At 32.7% G+C, this 17,592-nt stretch carries 16 protein-coding genes and 3 tRNA genes; 6 read left to right on the forward strand and 13 right to left on the reverse strand.

The genetic code is table 11. The features are described from left to right. The first annotated feature begins 59 nt into the window (after nucleotides 1–59). On the forward strand, nucleotides 60–437 hold the full coding sequence (gene yaaA, locus SanJ4206_RS09725; protein WP_003027888.1) for a S4 domain-containing protein YaaA: 378 nt from the start codon (nucleotides 60–62) through the stop codon (nucleotides 435–437). 1 nt (nucleotide 438) lies between these two features. Beyond that, nucleotides 439–1,536 (forward strand): DNA replication/repair protein RecF, encoded by a 1,098-nt coding sequence (gene recF / locus SanJ4206_RS09730; protein ID WP_003027889.1) that lies wholly within the window; start codon nucleotides 439–441, stop codon nucleotides 1,534–1,536. An 88-nt stretch (nucleotides 1,537–1,624) separates the two neighbouring features. Here the strand turns inward: recF and guaB are convergent, their stop codons facing one another. The 5 genes from guaB to SanJ4206_RS09755 form a co-directional block, all read right to left on the reverse strand. Beyond that, complete coding sequence (gene guaB, locus SanJ4206_RS09735) at nucleotides 1,625–3,106, reverse strand: IMP dehydrogenase (RefSeq protein ID WP_003027890.1); 1,482 nt, start codon at nucleotides 3,104–3,106, stop codon at nucleotides 1,625–1,627. Between the two features lie 129 nt (nucleotides 3,107–3,235). Continuing rightward, entirely contained in the window at nucleotides 3,236–4,261 is a 1,026-nt protein-coding gene (gene trpS, locus SanJ4206_RS09740; RefSeq protein ID WP_003027891.1) for a tryptophan--tRNA ligase, read from the reverse strand. A gap of 81 nt (nucleotides 4,262–4,342) precedes the next feature. Continuing rightward, on the reverse strand, nucleotides 4,343–5,338 hold the full coding sequence (galE, locus tag SanJ4206_RS09745) for a UDP-glucose 4-epimerase GalE (protein ID WP_003027892.1): 996 nt from the start codon (nucleotides 5,336–5,338) through the stop codon (nucleotides 4,343–4,345). Between the two features lie 20 nt (nucleotides 5,339–5,358). Continuing rightward, nucleotides 5,359–6,048, reverse strand: coding sequence for a triose-phosphate isomerase (locus SanJ4206_RS09750; protein ID WP_003027894.1), 690 nt, complete (start codon nucleotides 6,046–6,048; stop codon nucleotides 5,359–5,361). A gap of 21 nt (nucleotides 6,049–6,069) precedes the next feature. Continuing rightward, entirely contained in the window at nucleotides 6,070–6,609 is a 540-nt protein-coding gene (locus SanJ4206_RS09755; protein WP_003027895.1) for an NAD(P)H-dependent oxidoreductase, read from the reverse strand. A gap of 162 nt (nucleotides 6,610–6,771) precedes the next feature. Between SanJ4206_RS09755 and SanJ4206_RS09760 the strand changes: the two genes are divergently transcribed. Together SanJ4206_RS09760 and SanJ4206_RS09765 are read left to right on the forward strand one after the other, a co-directional pair. Then, on the forward strand, nucleotides 6,772–8,394 hold the full coding sequence (locus SanJ4206_RS09760; RefSeq protein WP_003040594.1) for an ATP-binding cassette domain-containing protein: 1,623 nt from the start codon (nucleotides 6,772–6,774) through the stop codon (nucleotides 8,392–8,394). A gap of 66 nt (nucleotides 8,395–8,460) precedes the next feature. Beyond that, nucleotides 8,461–11,037 (forward strand): YfhO family protein, encoded by a 2,577-nt coding sequence (locus SanJ4206_RS09765; RefSeq protein ID WP_003027897.1) that lies wholly within the window; start codon nucleotides 8,461–8,463, stop codon nucleotides 11,035–11,037. A 43-nt stretch (nucleotides 11,038–11,080) separates the two neighbouring features. Here SanJ4206_RS09765 and SanJ4206_RS09770 read toward each other — a convergent pair whose 3' ends face one another. The 8 genes from SanJ4206_RS09770 to rlmH all read right to left on the reverse strand — a co-directional run bounded on the left by SanJ4206_RS09770 (nucleotide 11,081) and on the right by rlmH (nucleotide 15,382). After that, nucleotides 11,081–11,914 (reverse strand): ISL3 family transposase, encoded by an 834-nt coding sequence (locus SanJ4206_RS09770; RefSeq protein ID WP_022525263.1) that lies wholly within the window; start codon nucleotides 11,912–11,914, stop codon nucleotides 11,081–11,083. Nucleotides 11,915–12,122: 208 nt separating this feature from the next. Next, nucleotides 12,123–12,196 (reverse strand) — tRNA-Asn (locus tag SanJ4206_RS09775). A 5-nt stretch (nucleotides 12,197–12,201) separates the two neighbouring features. Further along, a tRNA-Glu gene (locus SanJ4206_RS09780) sits at nucleotides 12,202–12,273 on the reverse strand. Nucleotides 12,274–12,382: 109 nt separating this feature from the next. After that, nucleotides 12,383–13,132, reverse strand: a complete 750-nt coding sequence (gene comE, locus SanJ4206_RS09785) for a competence system response regulator transcription factor ComE (RefSeq protein WP_157622123.1) — start codon at nucleotides 13,130–13,132, stop codon at nucleotides 12,383–12,385. After that, nucleotides 13,132–14,454, reverse strand: coding sequence for a sensor histidine kinase (locus SanJ4206_RS09790; RefSeq protein WP_232202911.1), 1,323 nt, complete (start codon nucleotides 14,452–14,454; stop codon nucleotides 13,132–13,134). The genes comE and SanJ4206_RS09790 overlap by 1 nt, the downstream gene beginning before the upstream one ends. Nucleotides 14,455–14,474: 20 nt before the next feature. Further along, nucleotides 14,475–14,621, reverse strand: coding sequence for a bacteriocin (locus tag SanJ4206_RS09795; RefSeq protein ID WP_003029519.1), 147 nt, complete (start codon nucleotides 14,619–14,621; stop codon nucleotides 14,475–14,477). A 165-nt stretch (nucleotides 14,622–14,786) separates the two neighbouring features. Continuing rightward, a tRNA-Arg gene (locus tag SanJ4206_RS09800) sits at nucleotides 14,787–14,860 on the reverse strand. A gap of 42 nt (nucleotides 14,861–14,902) precedes the next feature. Beyond that, nucleotides 14,903–15,382 (reverse strand): 23S rRNA (pseudouridine(1915)-N(3))-methyltransferase RlmH, encoded by a 480-nt coding sequence (rlmH, locus tag SanJ4206_RS09805; RefSeq protein ID WP_003029518.1) that lies wholly within the window; start codon nucleotides 15,380–15,382, stop codon nucleotides 14,903–14,905. A gap of 192 nt (nucleotides 15,383–15,574) precedes the next feature. Between rlmH and htrA the strand changes: the two genes are divergently transcribed. Further along, a complete protein-coding gene (gene htrA, locus SanJ4206_RS09810; RefSeq protein WP_003029517.1) occupies nucleotides 15,575–16,765 on the forward strand; it encodes a serine protease HtrA in 1,191 nt (396 codons plus the stop codon). Between the two features lie 54 nt (nucleotides 16,766–16,819). Then, complete coding sequence (locus SanJ4206_RS09815) at nucleotides 16,820–17,587, forward strand: ParB/RepB/Spo0J family partition protein (RefSeq protein ID WP_003029516.1); 768 nt, start codon at nucleotides 16,820–16,822, stop codon at nucleotides 17,585–17,587. The last annotated feature ends 5 nt before the right edge of the window (nucleotides 17,588–17,592 follow it).

The raw sequence follows: 17,592 nt of genomic DNA on the forward strand, positions 1-17,592 counted from the left end.
TAATTCTAATATCATCTTTTCATCTAATTATGATATAATGACAAAGATCGAGGTGAATTATGAAATATAAATTATTTGATGACTACATCACCCTACAAGCTTTATTAAAAGAAGTCGGAATCATTCAAAGTGGTGGTGCTATTAAAAGTTTTCTTCAAGAAAATCAAGTTTATTTTAATGGAGAGCTCGAAACTCGCCGCGGAAAGAAAATTCGCATTGGCGATACTATTACTCTCCCAAATCAAAAATTAGAAATACTGCTGACTGCACCAAATGAAGAGGAAAGGGGGGAGCATGAAAAAGAGCTTTTAGAAAAAAGACGAGTTGCCACCCTTGTAAAAGAAATGAACAAAAATATCAAAAAAAGTAAATCGACAACAAGTCTGAGAACCAATAAATCGGATAAAAAGACTCCTATCCGCTTCCCAGGTATTTAATATGTGGTTAAAAAAGTTACAAATTCAACATTTTCGTAATTATGAAGCAACTGAAATAGATTTTCATTCTGGTCTCAATATTTTTCTAGGCCAAAATGCTCAAGGAAAAACAAATATCTTGGAAGCCATCTATTTTCTTGCATTGACACGAAGTCATCGAACTCGTTCAGACAAAGATTTAATTTATTTCTCCAAAGACACCCTAAAAATATCTGGACAACTTGTCAAGCAAACGGGGAAAATCTCTTTAGAGATTGACTTGACACCTAAAGGAAGAATTACAAAGGTTAATCATCTAAAACAAAGCAAACTATCTGATTATGTTGGAAATATGAATGTTATTTTATTTGCTCCAGAAGATTTACAGTTGATTAAAGGAGCTCCAGCCCTTAGACGAAAATTTATTGATATAGAATTGGGGCAAATTAAGCCAATCTATTTATCTGATTTATCACATTACCACCATGTTTTAAAACAAAGAAATACTTATTTAAAAACAGCAAAAACAATAGATGAGACTTTTTTAGCAGTTTTAGATGATCAACTAGTGGAATTTGGTTGTCGTGTTATGCAGCATCGGATAGAATTTCTCAAAAAATTAGAGCACTTTGGTCAACAAAAACATTTGGAACTCTCAAGTCATTTAGAAAACTTAACCATTAAGTACTGCTCTTCTGTTCCACTTTCAGATTCCAATAAGTTAAAAGAATCCTTCCAAATTGCATTAAAGCAAAGCCGTAGTAGAGATTTATTTAAAAAAAATACTGGAGTTGGTCCCCATCGAGATGATATTGCTTTTTGTATCAATGACATGAATGCCAATTTTGGTAGTCAAGGACAACATCGAAGTGTGGTTTTATCTCTCAAACTGGCAGAAATTGAGCTCATGGAAACTGTTACTAAAGAAAAACCAATTCTTCTACTTGACGATGTTATGAGTGAACTTGACAATAGTCGTCAACTTAATTTACTTGAAACTATTTCTCAAAATATCCAAACATTTATGACAACAACAACTCTAGAACATCTACAAAACGTGCCTTCTAATATTAAAATTTTCTCAATTCATGAAGGACATTTAACTGAAGATAAGGTGTAAACTAGATATTAACACGCTTTACATGTTTGTAAAGTGTGTTAATTATAAAAGCTCTGCATTATCTACTGCAGAGCTTTTATAATAAATCTCATTGTACAGAATAGTTTGGAGCTTCATTCGTAATTTGAACATCATGAGGGTGGCTTTCTTTCAAACCAGCTCCACTCATTTCAATAAATTGAGCTTTGTCATGTAGTTCTTGGAGATTGGCTGCTCCACAATATCCCATACCAGAACGAACTCCTCCAATCATTTGGAAAACGATATCTGCTGCTGCACCTTTATAAGCTACACGACCTTCAATTCCTTCTGGAACTAGCTTGTTCGCCTCATTGACAGAACCCTGGAAATAACGATCGCTGGACCCTTTCTTCATAGCAGCAATGGACCCCATCCCACGATATGTTTTAAACTTACGGCCTTGGAAAATTTCTGTTTCACCTGGTGCCTCATCTGTACCAGCAAACATTGAACCAAGCATCACTGCATTTCCTCCTGCAGCAAGTGCTTTCACGATATCTCCTGAATACTGAATCCCACCATCTGCAATAATTGTTTTCCCGTATTCACGCGCAACTTGTGCAGCATCATAAATTGCCGTCACTTGAGGTACACCAACTCCAGCAATAACACGAGTGGTACAAATTGAACCTGGACCAATCCCGACTTTTACAACATCAACTCCGGCATCATATAATGCACGGGCACCTTCTGCTGTAGCAATATTCCCTGCAATCAACGTTCGTTCTGGAAAATGTTCACGAATCTCAGCAATCTTCCGAAGTACTCCCGCTGAATGTCCATGTGCTGTATCAATGACAATAGCATCTGCACCTGCTTCAAATAAAGCTTCTGCACGCTCAAATGTATCAGAAGTAACTCCTACTGCACCAGCAACCAAAAGACGACCATATTCATCTTTAGCTGCATTTGGAAATTCAATTACTTTTTCAATATCTTTAATTGTAATCAGACCAGATAAACGACCGTAGTCATCAACCAATGGTAATTTTTCAATGCGATGCTCATGAAGTATCCGCTCTGCCGTTTCAAGATCTGTTCCAACAGGAGCTGTCACAAGATTTTTACTCGTCATATGCGCTGAGATAGGTTGATTATAATCCGTAATAAATCGCATATCACGATTTGTAATAATCCCAACTAATTTGCGATTTTCAAGCGTTTCAACAACAGGAACACCACTGATACGATAACGTTCCATCAATTCTTCTGCATCTGATACCGTATGAATCGGAGTCAAGAAGAATGGATCAATGATAACCCCATTTTCTGATCGTTTAACTTTCCGAACTTCATCTGCTTGTTGCTCAATAGACATATTTTTGTGAATAACACCAAGACCTCCAGCACGAGCAATAGCAATGGCCATTTTACTTTCTGTAACAGTATCCATTGCTGCGGTGATAATTGGAATATTGAGTGTCAAATTTTTAGCCAATTTTGTTTGTAAATTCGCATCATTTGGCAAAATATGACTCTCTGCAGGAATGAGTAATACATCATCAAAAGTAAAACCTTTTTTCAAAAATTTAGTGTCCCAGTTAGACATCCACAATTCCTCTTTTCTTTATTGATTGAGCACAGCTCGTATTTATTGTTAATATGATACCATTCTATCTGTATTTGTCAATCACTATTATCTAAAAAACCATCACTTTTAGTGACAGTCTTTCTTAATTTATTTGAAATAATTAATTCCCATAGCAGATTTTACATCAGAAAGAGTCTGACTAGCTACTTGACGTGCTTTTTCGCTACCTTTTTGTAGCATAGTGTAGACTGCTCCCATATCTTTTGAAAATTCAACACGACGTTCACGAATCGGTCCTAACTCACGCTCTAAAATTTCCAATAAATAGCGTTTTGTTTTCACATCTCCCAGTCCACCTCGTTGATAGTGTTCCTTCATGGCTGTAATTTTTCGCGCATCTTCTGGACGACCAAACACATCTAAATAATGGAAAACCATATTGCCTTCTATTTTACCAGGATCTTCAATCTTGATATGGTCAGGATCAGTATACATGCTCATCACTTTCTTTTGTAAAGTATCCATATCATCAGATAAATAGATGCCATTATTTAAAGATTTAGACATTTTTGCATTCCCGTCAAGCCCCGGCAAACGTCCTGCTGCTTCATTTTGAGGATAAATGCCCTCAGGCTCTACCAAGACATCACAATTATAAGTATGGTTAAAAGAACGTACAATTTCACGAGTTTGTTCAATCATTGGTTTCTGATCATTTCCTACTGGAACATAATTCGCTTTAAAAGCAGTAATATCTGCTGCTTGTGCAATTGGATAAACTAAAAAACCAGTTGGAATACTTTCACCGAATCCTTTTTGGGCAATTTCTGACTTGACAGTTGGGTTACGTTCCAAACGCGCTAATGACACCAAATTCATATAATACATTGACAACTCTGACAACTCAGGAATTTGACTTTGAATAAAAAGGGTTGTCTTTTCAGGATCTAATCCAGCAGCTAAATAGTCTAATGCTACATTTCCAATTGACTCTACAATTGTCTTAGGATCCTTAGCATGATCTGTCAAGGCTTGCTGATCAGCTAAAAATACAAATAATTCATATTTTCCTTCATCTTGTAATAAAACACGATTTCGCAAACTTCCTACATAATGACCAATATGTAATTTTCCTGTTGGACGATCTCCTGTTAAAATAATAGGTTTTGACATCACATTCTCCTTGAATTTTCTTGATAATATTATACCATTTTCAAGAAAAATGTGTAGAAACTATTTCTACACTTCTTAAAATTATTTGACAATTGAATTACCAGCTTTCACACGCCATTTATAATCAGATAATATAATATCTTTCAAAGAATAAGTTGCTTGCCAATTTAAAAATTCTTTTGCTTTAGAAGCATTTGCTAACACACTTGCTGGATCACCAGAACGACGTGCCACAATTTCATGAGGAATTTTTTGCTGTAAAATTTGCTCTGCAGTATTGTATATTTCCTTGACAGTATAACCTTGTTCTGTTCCTAAATTGAAAATCTGTGAAGTTGACGAATATGTAAACAAATAGTCAAATCCCTTTACATGTGCCTGCGCTAAATCTAAAACATGAATATAATCACGAATGCATGAGCCATCTCGCGTTTCATAATCATCGCCATAAATTTTTAAAGCATCATTTTGTCCAAGAGCCGTTTTATTAATATTAGGGATAATATGTGTCGGATTTTTAACCCTCAAACCATTTGAAGTATCCATAGCAGCACCAGCAACATTAAAATAACGAAAAATGACATATTTCCAACTATAGCGGTTGGCCATCCAATAAATCATGCGTTCTCCCATCAGTTTTGTCTCTGCATAAGGATTTACTGGATTTAATAGCGTATCTTCATTTGCAGGTTTATCCATACAATTATTGCCATAAACTGAAGCTGTAGAAGAAAATATAATTTTATCAATTCCTACTTCTGATAATACTTTTAACACACGATTCATACCAGCTACATTTGCTGCAAAATATTTACTAGGATTTTCAATACTTTCACTAACAACGATTTCCCCTGCACAGTGCAATACAGCATCAATTTTATGAGATTGTAAATAATCTTTTAATGCCAGCTCATCATAAACATCCAGTTCTTTAAAGTGCGCTCTTACATCCACCGCATCCCTGACACCTGATGCTAGATTATCCAAAACATGCACATCATAATCAGCATCTAAAAGTGCCTTTACAGTATGAGAGCCAATATATCCAGCTCCACCTGTTACTAAAATTGATTTCATTTTTTCTTCTCCTTGTCTTTCTACATCAATACAAGAGTATCTTTTAGTAAGTATTGGTAGGTTTCAACCAAACTTTCAATTCTATCTCCAATAAGAATCCCATCAAATCCAATATTTAAAATCTGTTCAATATCTTCACAGTTTACACCACCACCAAAAATCAACTGATATGTAAACCCAAACTTTACACTTAAATTATCCAAATAATCTTTTAAATCTTGAAAACTTTCTTCAACATCTATAAAGGAATAATCTTTTTTTCCTTTTAATGTTGCACTCAATATTTCGTAAGCTACAATAATATGTTTATCCTGAAGATCTAGATCATCTAAATATGTTGCGCATTCAAAAATAGGATTTTCATGATTTCCTACACAAATAATAGGAATAATATCTTTCTGTAAAGCATTGTCAATCTTTGAGCGAATCATTCTTGTTGTTTCATTTAAATACTTTTGCCTTTCTAAATGACCTACAAAAGCATAATTTATATTATAATGTTTTAAATGTTGAGGCGATAAATCACCTACATTTCTTCCTTTAATTGACAAATTTTGAACTGCAATGTCAAAATGATATACATTATAATCCGGTATGATAGGAGCAATAATCAATTGATGTTGCTTGCTTATTGGTTGATTGAACTTCTCTAACAATTCTAATTGTTGCTTGATTGACATCTGATTTTTAAAATTAAAAACAACTAACACTTTACGCCCCCTTTACACTATTTACAACTCTTTTAAAAAATAATCTTCTATTGTCTGTTTATAAAATTTAAATTGAGGATTTTTCACAACATTATGAAAAGATAGTGTTTTTCTTTTCTTTAAACCACAAAATTCCATGGTTTTATGGAATGAAATCAAAACATCATCTACATTTTTTCCATCAAAAAATGCAGCCGGATTATTAAAAACTTCTTCTGGTGCATTCCAAGTTGTGGATAAGATATATTCTTTATTTTTCATTAAACCACCTTGTCCATAAGTATCTGCAAATGAATAAAATTGACCATATTCAAAGACTTCATCCATATATAATTTCAACTTCCCAGGTACATTAAACCAATAAATAGGAAATTGAAAAATAATCAAATCTGCCCACAAAAACTTATTTCTCTCGTCTATTACATTATAGTTCTCAACTGACGATAATTGCACATCATGATTGTGACGTAATTTATCCAACATAATATTATACAAACTAAAATTTAATTCTCCTTTACAAAAATCATGTTTTTGATAACCATTTACCAATAAAATTTTCATTTTCTCCTCCTAAAAATATTCTAAATTCATTATAAATTTTTGAAATTTCTCTTACTTATCAATATTCTAAAATGTCATATTTTATCCCCGAATCATTTGAAAAAAGTCAAATTTTCTAGTAAAATGAAACTAATTACAGATTACAGAATTAGGAGAAAAATATTGCTTACAGTATCAGATGTCTCACTACGCTTTAGTGATCGAAAATTATTTGATGATGTGAATATCAAATTTACAAAAGGAAATACTTATGGTTTAATTGGTGCTAATGGTGCAGGAAAATCAACTTTTTTAAAAATCCTAGCTGGAGATATCGAACCAACGACTGGAAATATCTCACTCGGACCAGACGAACGTCTCTCAGTCCTTCGGCAAAATCACTTTGATTATGAAGAAGAACGAGTGATTGATGTAGTTATCATGGGAAATGAGCATCTTTATAACATTATGAAAGAAAAAGATGCCATTTACATGAAACCTGATTTTTCTGATAAAGACGGTGTCCGAGCAGCTGAATTAGAAGGTGAATTTGCTGAGTTAGGTGGTTGGGAGGCTGAAAGTGAAGCCTCTCAACTCCTCCAGAACTTGAATATCCCAGAAAATCTTCACTATCAAAATATGAGTGAATTATCCAATGGAGATAAAGTAAAAGTACTCCTTGCAAAAGCTCTATTTGGTCAACCAGATATTCTGCTGCTAGACGAACCGACCAACGGTCTTGACATTCAATCTATCTCTTGGTTAGAAGATTTTTTAGTTGATTTTGAAAATACCGTTATCGTTGTATCCCACGACCGTCACTTCCTCAATAAAGTATGTACACACATGGCTGATTTAGACTTTGGCAAAATCAAACTCTATGTTGGTAACTATGATTTCTGGAAAGAATCTAGTGAGTTAGCTGCTAAACTCTTAGCAGATCGTAATGCTAAAGCTGAAGAAAAAATCAAGCAACTGCAAGAATTTGTTGCTCGCTTCTCTGCTAATGCTTCAAAATCTAAGCAAGCAACTTCTCGTAAAAAAATGCTTGACAAAATTGAGCTGGAAGAAATTGTCCCATCAAGCCGTAAATATCCATTTATTAACTTCAAAGCCGAACGCGAAATCGGAAATGACCTCTTGACAGTCGAAAACCTTTCTGTCAAGATTGACGGCGAAGTCATCCTTGACAACATCAGCTTTATCTTGCGTCCGGGTGACAAGACAGCTTTGATTGGACAAAATGACATTCAAACAACCGCTTTGATTCGAGCTATTATGGGAGATATTGACTATGAAGGAACTGTCAAGTGGGGTATTACAACTAGTCAATCTTATTTACCAAAAGACAATAGCAAAGATTTTGCCAGCGGTGAATCTATTCTTGACTGGCTCCGTCAATTTGCAAGTAAAGAAGAAGATGACAACACCTTCCTTCGAGGATTTCTAGGTCGCATGCTTTTCTCTGGTGATGAGGTTAACAAGTCTGTCAACGTCTTGTCAGGTGGTGAAAAGGTTCGTGTCATGCTGTCAAAGCTCATGTTGCTCAAATCAAACGTTTTAGTACTAGATGATCCAACCAATCACTTAGACTTAGAATCTATTTCTAGCCTAAATGACGGTCTGAAAAACTTTAAAGAATCTATTATTTTTGCTAGCCACGATCATGAATTTATCCAGACACTTGCTAATCACATTATTGTTCTTTCTAAAAATGGTGTCATTGATCGTATTGACGAAACCTATGATGAATTTTTAGAAAATCAAGAAGTACAAGAAAAAGTCAATAGTCTTTGGAAAGATTAGACTTTTCAAAAAATAGGAGCTGATGAAAGATTCAGTTCCTTAAATTTTAGTATTTTACGATAGCTTATGAAAAAAATCAAAAAACTCTTCAAAAATTATTATTTGATAGCCTTTTTTATTCCATTTTTGATTCTGTTTATAACTTACCTTATAAATGGAATCTATTGGAAAAGTGACACTTCTCCGCTATTAGGAGACGGATTTCATCAATATGTTATTTTTGATGTCACTTTAAGGAATATTTTGCATGGTACAGATAACATCTTTTATACGTTTACAAGTGGACTCGGTTTGAACTTTTATGCCTTATCTAGCTATTATCTAGGGAGTTTTTTATCACCTTTAGTTTATTTTTTCAATCTAAAAAATATGCCAGATGAAGTATACTTATTTACTTTGATAAAGTTTGGTTTGATGGGATTAACTTGTTTCATCAGTATTAAAGGTATCTTTAAAAAAATTTCTCCTTATCTTATATTAATACTGTCAACTTCCTACGCTCTAATGAGTTTTGCAGTTAGTCAACTTGAAATAAAAACTTGGCTAGATATCTTCATTATTATTCCACTTATTTTACTTGGTTTACACCAGTTGATTACTCAAAAAAAACGTGTTCTTTACTTTACAGCTTTGTCAATTCTTTTTATTCAAAATTATTATTTTGGGTATATGATGGCAATCTTTCTTGTATTGTGGTTCTTTGTTCAAACTTCATGGGATTTTAAAATTAGGATTAAATCTTTCATAGACTTTACCGTTGTGTCAATTTCAGCTGGGATAACTAGTCTCATTATGATTCTACCAACTTTTCTAGATTTAAAAACGCATGGTGAGAAATTAACAAAAGTAACAACCTTACTGACTGAAAAAAGTTGGTATTTGGATATCTTTGCCAAAAACTTTATTGGAGCTTTTGACACAACTAAATATGGATCTATTCCGATGATTTATGTTGGGCTTGTTCCATTATTACTAGCAATTCTCTTCTTCACTTTAAAGTCTATTAAGTTTCACGTGAAACTTTCCTATGTTATTTTAATTATATTCTTAGTAGCTAGTTTTTACTTACAGCCTTTGGATCTGCTTTGGCAAGGTATGCACACACCAAATATGTTCCTACATCGTTACTCTTGGACTTTTTCTATTGTCATTATTTTCTTATCTGCTGAAAGCTTGGAGCGTCTAAAAGAGATTAAATTGACAAACATTCTAGCCAGTTTTTCTATCTTAGGACTTGGTTTTATTGCTGCTTTTATTTTTAAGAATCATTACAAATTTTTAGGTTCTGTTAATTTCATCTTAACATTAGAGTTTTTGATTGCTTATCTTTTAATTTCTTGGACTTATACGAAAAAATATATTTCTGTTAAAATATTTACTATTTCTACTTTATTATTTGTTTGCTTTGAACTAAGTTTAAATAGTTTTTATCAAATGGAAGGAATTGCAAAAGAATGGGTCTTTGCAAGTAGAAATGCTTATGAACAAGATTTAACAGCTATTGATTTACTCGTCAACTACAGTAAAAAGAAAAATTCCAATTTCTTTAGAACTGAAAAATTAGCTATTCAAACTGGAAATGACAGTATGAAATACAATTATAATGGTATCTCACAATTTTCTTCTGTCCGCAATACTGCAGCTAGTTCTATTCTTGATAAATTAGGTTTTAAGTCATCTGGAACTAATTTAAATTTACGTTACCAAAACAATAGTATCCTTATGGATAGCTTATTGGGTGTAAAATATAATATTTCAACAAACAATCCTCAAAAATATGGTTTTACTTCCATTAAAACGAAAGATAATTTAACACTTTATGAAAATAAAAATGCTAATTCACTAGCATTTTTAACAAATTCAATTTACAGAGATGTAAAGTTTAATCACTTAACATTAGATAATCAAACTCGTTTTCTCAATCAGCTTTCTGGATTAAATTTAAAATACTATCACAGATTACCTCCTACAAGTAATCATAATGTTAAGAAAGTTGGAAATAGAATAGCTGCAGAAGTAGATAAAGAAAGTTATGACTCTTTTGCCAGCATCACTTACACTTTAGAAGTTCCAGCAAATAGTCAAGTTTATTTAACTCTGCCAAACTTAACTTTCTCAAATGATAACCAAAAATCAGTTGACATAACTGTAAATAACAATCAAAAAATGCATTATGGTACCAACAATGTCTTTCCATTTTTTAATCTTGGTTATTTTAAGCAAAAACAAATCATAACCGTTAAAATATCTTTCCCAGATAATTCAAAAGTTTCATTTGATAGTCCTGAATTTTATAAGCTTGACACCAGTCATTTTCAACAAGCGATAAACAAGATTCAACGACAAAAAGTATCTGTGACAACAAAACATAATACAATAACAGCACATTATCAAGCTCAACGAGATAGTTCTTTATTCTTCACAATTCCTTATGATAAAGGTTGGACTGCCACACAAAACGGAAAATCAATTAAAATTTCAAGAGCACAAAATGGCTTTATGAAAATTGATGTCAAAAAAGGCGCTGGAAAAATAAAACTGACATTTATCCCAAATGGTCTTAAAGAAGGTAGTATAGCATTTTTATCTGGAATCGCGTTATTTATAATTTACAATAAGATACGTAAGAAAAAATTGTTATAGTTAAAAAGCCGACTCTTTGTCAACTGTAGTGGGTTGATGTCAGCTAAGCTTTAGAGAGGACGAGATTCGTTCTCTCTCTTTTGATGTTCAAAGCGATGAGAATGCGTTTCTTAAAGTTGTCAAAGTTCCTGAATCCAAAAGCGTTGCGCTTGATGACCTTGATGAGATTGTTAGTCGCTTCCAGCTTGGCGTTGGAGTAGGGGAGTTCCAAGGCGTTGGTAGTCTTGTTTCTGTCCTTCAGGAAAGTCCGAAAGACGGTTTGAAAAATCGGGTGAATATCCGAAATAACCTCCTCAATTAGGTCAAAGAAATGATTAGTTTGCTTTTCCTGAAAGTGAAAGAGCAGAAGCTGGTAAAGCTCATAGTGCTGTCGAAGTTGGTCCGAATAGCTGAGTAGCTGATGGAGAATCTCCTGATTGGTTAAATGAGAGCGGAAGGCCGGTCTGTAAAAACGCTTATGGCTGAGCTTGCGAATGACGGTTGAAGTTGAGATCGAGAGCCTGTGCGCAATATCAGTCATGACTTGCTTCTCAACTAATAATTGAGCGATTTTCTGTTTGACTGCGACGGCAATCTGATGATTTTTCTGGACGAGGGAGGTTTCGGCGACAGCCATTTTCCCACAGTTCTTACAGCGAAAGCGCCGCTTTTTAAGTCGGATAAGGGTTTTGTATCCTGCTGTCTCCAGATAAGGAATTTTAGAAGGTTTCTGGAAGTCGTATTTGGCCATCTGTCCCTTACAGGCAGGGCATGAAGGGGCATCATAGTCAAGGTGGGCTATGATTTCTTTGTGAGTATCGGCATCAAAAAGATTGTCTATTTTGATATTTTTGTCTTCAATTCCAAGAAGTTTTGTGATAAAATCGAGTTGTTCCATATGATTCTTTCTAATGAGTTGTTTCGTCGCTTTTCATTATAGGTCATATGGGACTTTTTGTATACACAAAAATAGCTCCATAACCTCTGCGGTAGTTTTACCCACTACAGAAATTATAGAGCCAAAAAGCCAAGCTGAACAATAAGACAGTTTGGCTTTTAGTATTCTTTAGTTATATAAAAAAGCATTCTTTATGAATGCTTAGTAGCTCCGGCAGTAGGACTCGAACCTACGACATCATGATTAACAGTCATGCGCTACTACCAACTGAGCTATGCCGGATGATATAGTCCGTACGGGATTCGAACCCGTGTTACCGCCGTGAAAAGGCGGTGTCTTAACCCCTTGACCAACGGACCATATATGTTCTTTCACAGAACATATACTATTATACCAGTTTGGAAAACTTTGTCAATAGTTTTTATTTAAAAATTTAACTATATTTGCTATTTCATTTGCCTATTCTATTTATCCTTTTAATTCCTCTAAAATAGCCTTTAACTTTCCAATTTTCATTCGAGTAATCGGACAACGATGATCTTCATAAAAAATTATTTCTCGCATTTTTTTGTCATAACCTTTGATGTTTCCAATATTGACTAGATAAGATTTATGAGGTGAAAAGAAACGTCTTGTTTCTTTATCTTTTTCTTGAATATCTGCAATAGTACCATAAAATTCTTTAAAAAAGTTTTTACCGACAATTCTTAATTTATGAGAAGAGCCTGTCGTTTCAATATATAAAATGTCATTAAAAGGCATTCTAACCTCTCCGCCACGAAAGCTATATTCAAAATAATCCACCATATCTTTATTTTCAATCAATGTCGCTTTTGTATACTCAATGCTGTCTTTTATATGTTTTTTAAAAGCAATATCACTCAAATTTTTATCAACAAAATCCAGTGCAGATACTTTATATTTAAATGTCATCGTAGCAAATTCTGATTTCGTTGTAACAAAAACAATAATAGCATACGGATTGTGATGACATATAAATTTTGCTATTTCTAAACCTTTTGTTTCCTCTCCTTTGATATCAATATCTAAAAAATATAATTGATTCACCTCATCATTTTCAATATATTCTTTAAATTCTCTTACTTTGCCAGTTACTTTAACTTTTATCGTAATTCCCATTTCTTTCGCAATCTCTGCCAAAGTTGTTTCCATTCTTACTTGATGTGAAATTTCATCTTCTAATACTAATACTTTCATTATAAACCTTCTTTCCGCACTCTCATTACTTGTGTAAAATATTCATCCTCAATTTTAGTATCGAGGATAATTCCTTCATAGTTGTTAATAATTTCTTTGATATTGCTTAAGCCTAAACCGCGTCCTTCACCCTTTGTTGAAAAATCAGTTTGGTAAATCTCTTCTAAATCTAGCGGTCTTTTCTTACGTGAATTTTGAATGACTAAGATTGTTTCTGTATCTAAATCCACCAAAGAAACATTCATCGTTTTTTGATAACTTTCTGCTGATCCTTCTATGGCATTATTCAAAAGAACACTTGTCATTCTAACCAAATCTAACAATTTAATTGGCAAAGGTTTAACAAAATCTTTTACTTCAAATGTTAATTCTATATTGTAATCTCGTGCCTTAAACAATGTTTGCGTCATAACACTTCTAAGTGCTGAATCTCCAACATTATTTAAATCAAAATACGTATATTTATCAGAACGAAGCTGTAAATTAGCATTTACGAGAACCTCCTGATAGATTCGCTCCACTTCTTTTATATTACTTGTATGAATAGCTGATTGAAAACTTGCCAACATCCCACCATAATCGTGACGAAAACCTCGAATTTCATTATACAGATTAACAATTTCATCTGTATATTTTTGTAATTGTAGTTGTTCTCGTTCTTTCTGTTTAATTTGTTCTTCTTTTTCATACTTTTCGCGAATAGATTGTAAGTAGAATAAAGTTGACATAAACATTAAAAAGCAAATTGTAGCAATCATACTAGAAAAACTATTTAAATTTTTCATATTACTAAGCCAATGCGACAAATTTAATAAAAAATGAATAAATAAGAGATAAAAGTTTAATTGCACAATATTCTCTTTAAAATCCGCCTTTTTAAAATATTTAAAATTAAACTTAAAATAATCAATTGCTTTTAAAATAAAAACTAAAGAAATGATATTGATAAAAATATAGAACAATCCCCAGTATCTATCAACAAACTTATCACCTGTAACAGAAGAAATAATGACTGAAAAGAAGGTTTCAGAACTTGACACAGCTAAAGATAAAAATAGTGCTAAAAATACAGAAAGATGTTTTTTAACTTTTTTTACTTTAAAAAAATATAAATAAAAAAATAATGGTTGAATAAAAAACATCATATATCTAATGGAATAATGTATTAAAGTAGTGAAATCAGTTAAAAATACAATTCCTAAACACAACAAAGTAAAGTGAATATTCACTTTATTCACTCTACTTATTTTCTTATAGCAGTATACAACAGAAACAGCTTCTATAATTGAGAAAATAATCCAATGTATAAATTCTATTTTCACAATATTATTCTCCTAAATAATTATTTACCAAAAAGTTTTGAAAAATCAAATCCCATTCTGATTCGACTATCCCCACCAATGATTTTATCTAACTGCTCATCATTCAGTTCTTTAAATTCTACAACTTCCTTTTTTACTACCTCTTTTTTAGCAAACAACTTTTTCATAATTTCTCCTTAATGTTTGTTTTTTGTAAGAAATCTTACAAGGTAATTATACAAAATCTTCATAAATAAATTGAAAAAAACTCTAAACGACACATTTTTACATCTCAAAAGACTTCTTTATCCAGTTATAGAAAAAGGCACGCTTTCCCGTGCCCTTTTCTTATATGATCCCAGCAGGATTCGAACCTGCGACCGTTCGCTTAGAAGGCGAATGCTCTATCCAGCTGAGCTATGAGACCAATGCTCTATCATTTTAACAAAAAAAGCCTATGACGTCAAGATTACTTATGATAGGGACTTCCTTGTTGAATCATAAATGCTCGATAAATTTGTTCTACTAAAACTAATCGCATTAACTGATGAGGAAGTGTCAATTTTCCAAAACTCATCAGCAAATTAGCTCTTTTTTTGACAGCAGTAGACAGACCAAGACTCCCACCAATCACAAAAGTAATATCCGAAAATCCACAAACAGTCACATCGCTTAATCTCTTACTGAATTCTTCTGACGGAAATTGTTGCCCTTCAATAGCTAAAGCAATCATAAATTCTTTATCAGTTATTTTCGATAAAATACGAGTTCCTTCTTTGTCAAGAATTTGTTGATTTTCTAAATGACTTGCCTTATCGGGTGTTTTTTCATCTGGAAGTTCAATCATATCAAATTTAGTAAAGCGTCCTAAACGTTTTACATACTCTGCTATTCCATCTTTAAGGTATTTTTCTTTTAATTTTCCAACAGTTACAAGTTTTATTTTCATATCTCTATTCTACCATATCCACAATTATTTCACACCTTATTCACAGGATAAAAAATAAATTACCTTATAAATGACTTAGAAAATCACAGATTTTAAAAGTTATCCACAATTTGTGGAAAAGATAAAACATTTAAGCTATAATTAAGTTAAATTCTTTATACTTTCAGTAATTGAAATAACTAGGAGGAAGATATGAAAAACTCTTCAAATTTCACAAAAAAATTGTTATTGCTTTTCATGGTCTTAGCTATAGGTTTTATTGGTGGTTTACTTGGAAACTTAACTTCATCTAAATTATCAACAAATAGCTCTACAACGACTAAAGTTAATCAAGTTACTACTGCTTATAAAAATACAAATTCCACAACACAAGCTGTGAGTAAAGTAAAAGATGCTGTTGTATCCGTTATTACCTATGCTAATAATAATTCACAAAACAGTGTGTTTGGAAATGATGATTCAAATAATAACAATGATAATTCTCAACAAGTAGCTAGCGAAGGGTCTGGAGTTATTTATAAAAAAGATGGAAAATACGCTTACTTAGTAACCAATACTCACGTTATCAGTGGTGCTAAAAAAGTTGACATTCGTTTAGCAGATGGTAATAAAGTTCCTGGAGAAATTGTAGGGTCAGATACTTATTCTGATATCTCCGTTGTTCGCATTAGTGCTGATAAAGTAAAATCAGTTGCTGAATTTGGAGATTCTAGCAAATTGACTGTTGGTGAGACAGCTATTGCGATTGGAAGTCCACTTGGTTCAAATTATGCTAATACTGTGACGCAAGGAATTATTTCTAGTTTAAATCGTAATGTTTCTCTAAAATCTGAAGACGGACAAACGATTTCAACACAAGCTATTCAAACAGACACAGCTATTAACCCAGGGAACTCTGGTGGACCACTTGTGAATATCCAAGGACAAGTAATTGGTATTACTTCAAGTAAAATAGCTAACAACGGCGGAACTTCGGTTGAAGGATTAGGATTTGCTATTCCATCTAATGATGTTATAAACATTATTAACCAGTTAGAAGCAAATGGAACTGTTACACGACCAGCTCTAGGAATCCAAATGATTGACATCACTAATCTGTCTAGTTCAGATCTATCACGCTTAAAACTTCCATCAAAAATAACTAGTGGAGTTGTCGTACGTTCAGCTCAATCTGGAATGCCAGCTGAAGGAAAACTTCAAAAATATGATGTGATTACAAAAGTAGATGATAAAGAAATTTCTTCAACAAGTGATTTACAATCCGCTTTATACAAACATTCAATTGGTGACAACATAAAAATCACTTTCTATCGTGATGGAAAAGAAACTACTACTACCATTAAGCTTACAAAATCTACAAAAGATTTAGATTCAAATAATTGACACTTTATTAACACATCTTTACAGAATTGTAAAGGTGTGTTATTCTATATAAACATGGAAAAATATCAATATATTGCACTTAAGGACATTCAAACTAATCCTTACCAACCAAGAAAAGAATTTTCAGAAGAAAAAATTACTGAGCTTGCTAATTCTATAAAAGAACATGGGATTATTCAGCCCATTATTGTACGAAAATCTCCGATAATTGGTTATGAATTGCTAGCTGGTGAAAGGCGTTTTAGAGCTGCTAAATTAGCAGGCTTAACAAATATACCAGCTATTATAAAAGAAGTAACAGATGATGAAATGATGAAGCAAGCTATCATTGAAAATTTACAACGAGAAGATTTAAATCCTATAGAAGAAGCACAATCTTATCAATATTTAATTGACAAGGGATTGACACACAAAGAAATCGCTCTAACAATGGGAAAATCTCGCCCTTACATTACAAATTCTGTTCGTTTATTAAACTTACCATCCAATATCATTGAAGCAGTAAAAGAAGGAAATATCTCTCAAGGACATGCTCGCCTGCTTATCAATCTCTCAGAAAAAGATCAAATTCACTGGTTTGAAAAAATTCTATCTCAAGAACTTTCAGTTAGAAAACTAGAAAAACAATTGCACCCAAAACGAACAAAAACTGTAACAAAAGATAAAAATCAACTTTTTATCAAAGAAGAAGAAGAAAGGTTAAAAAAGATATTCGGTACAGATATTTCACTCCAATTTTCTAAACAATCTCAATCAGGGAAAATTTGTATTCATTTTTCAAACCTAGAAGAATATCAAAGAATTATTGACAGCTTTAAATAAGGCTG

Source organism: Streptococcus anginosus (genome assembly GCF_001697145.1).
GTDB classification, from domain to species: Bacteria; Bacillota; Bacilli; order Lactobacillales; family Streptococcaceae; genus Streptococcus; species Streptococcus hominis.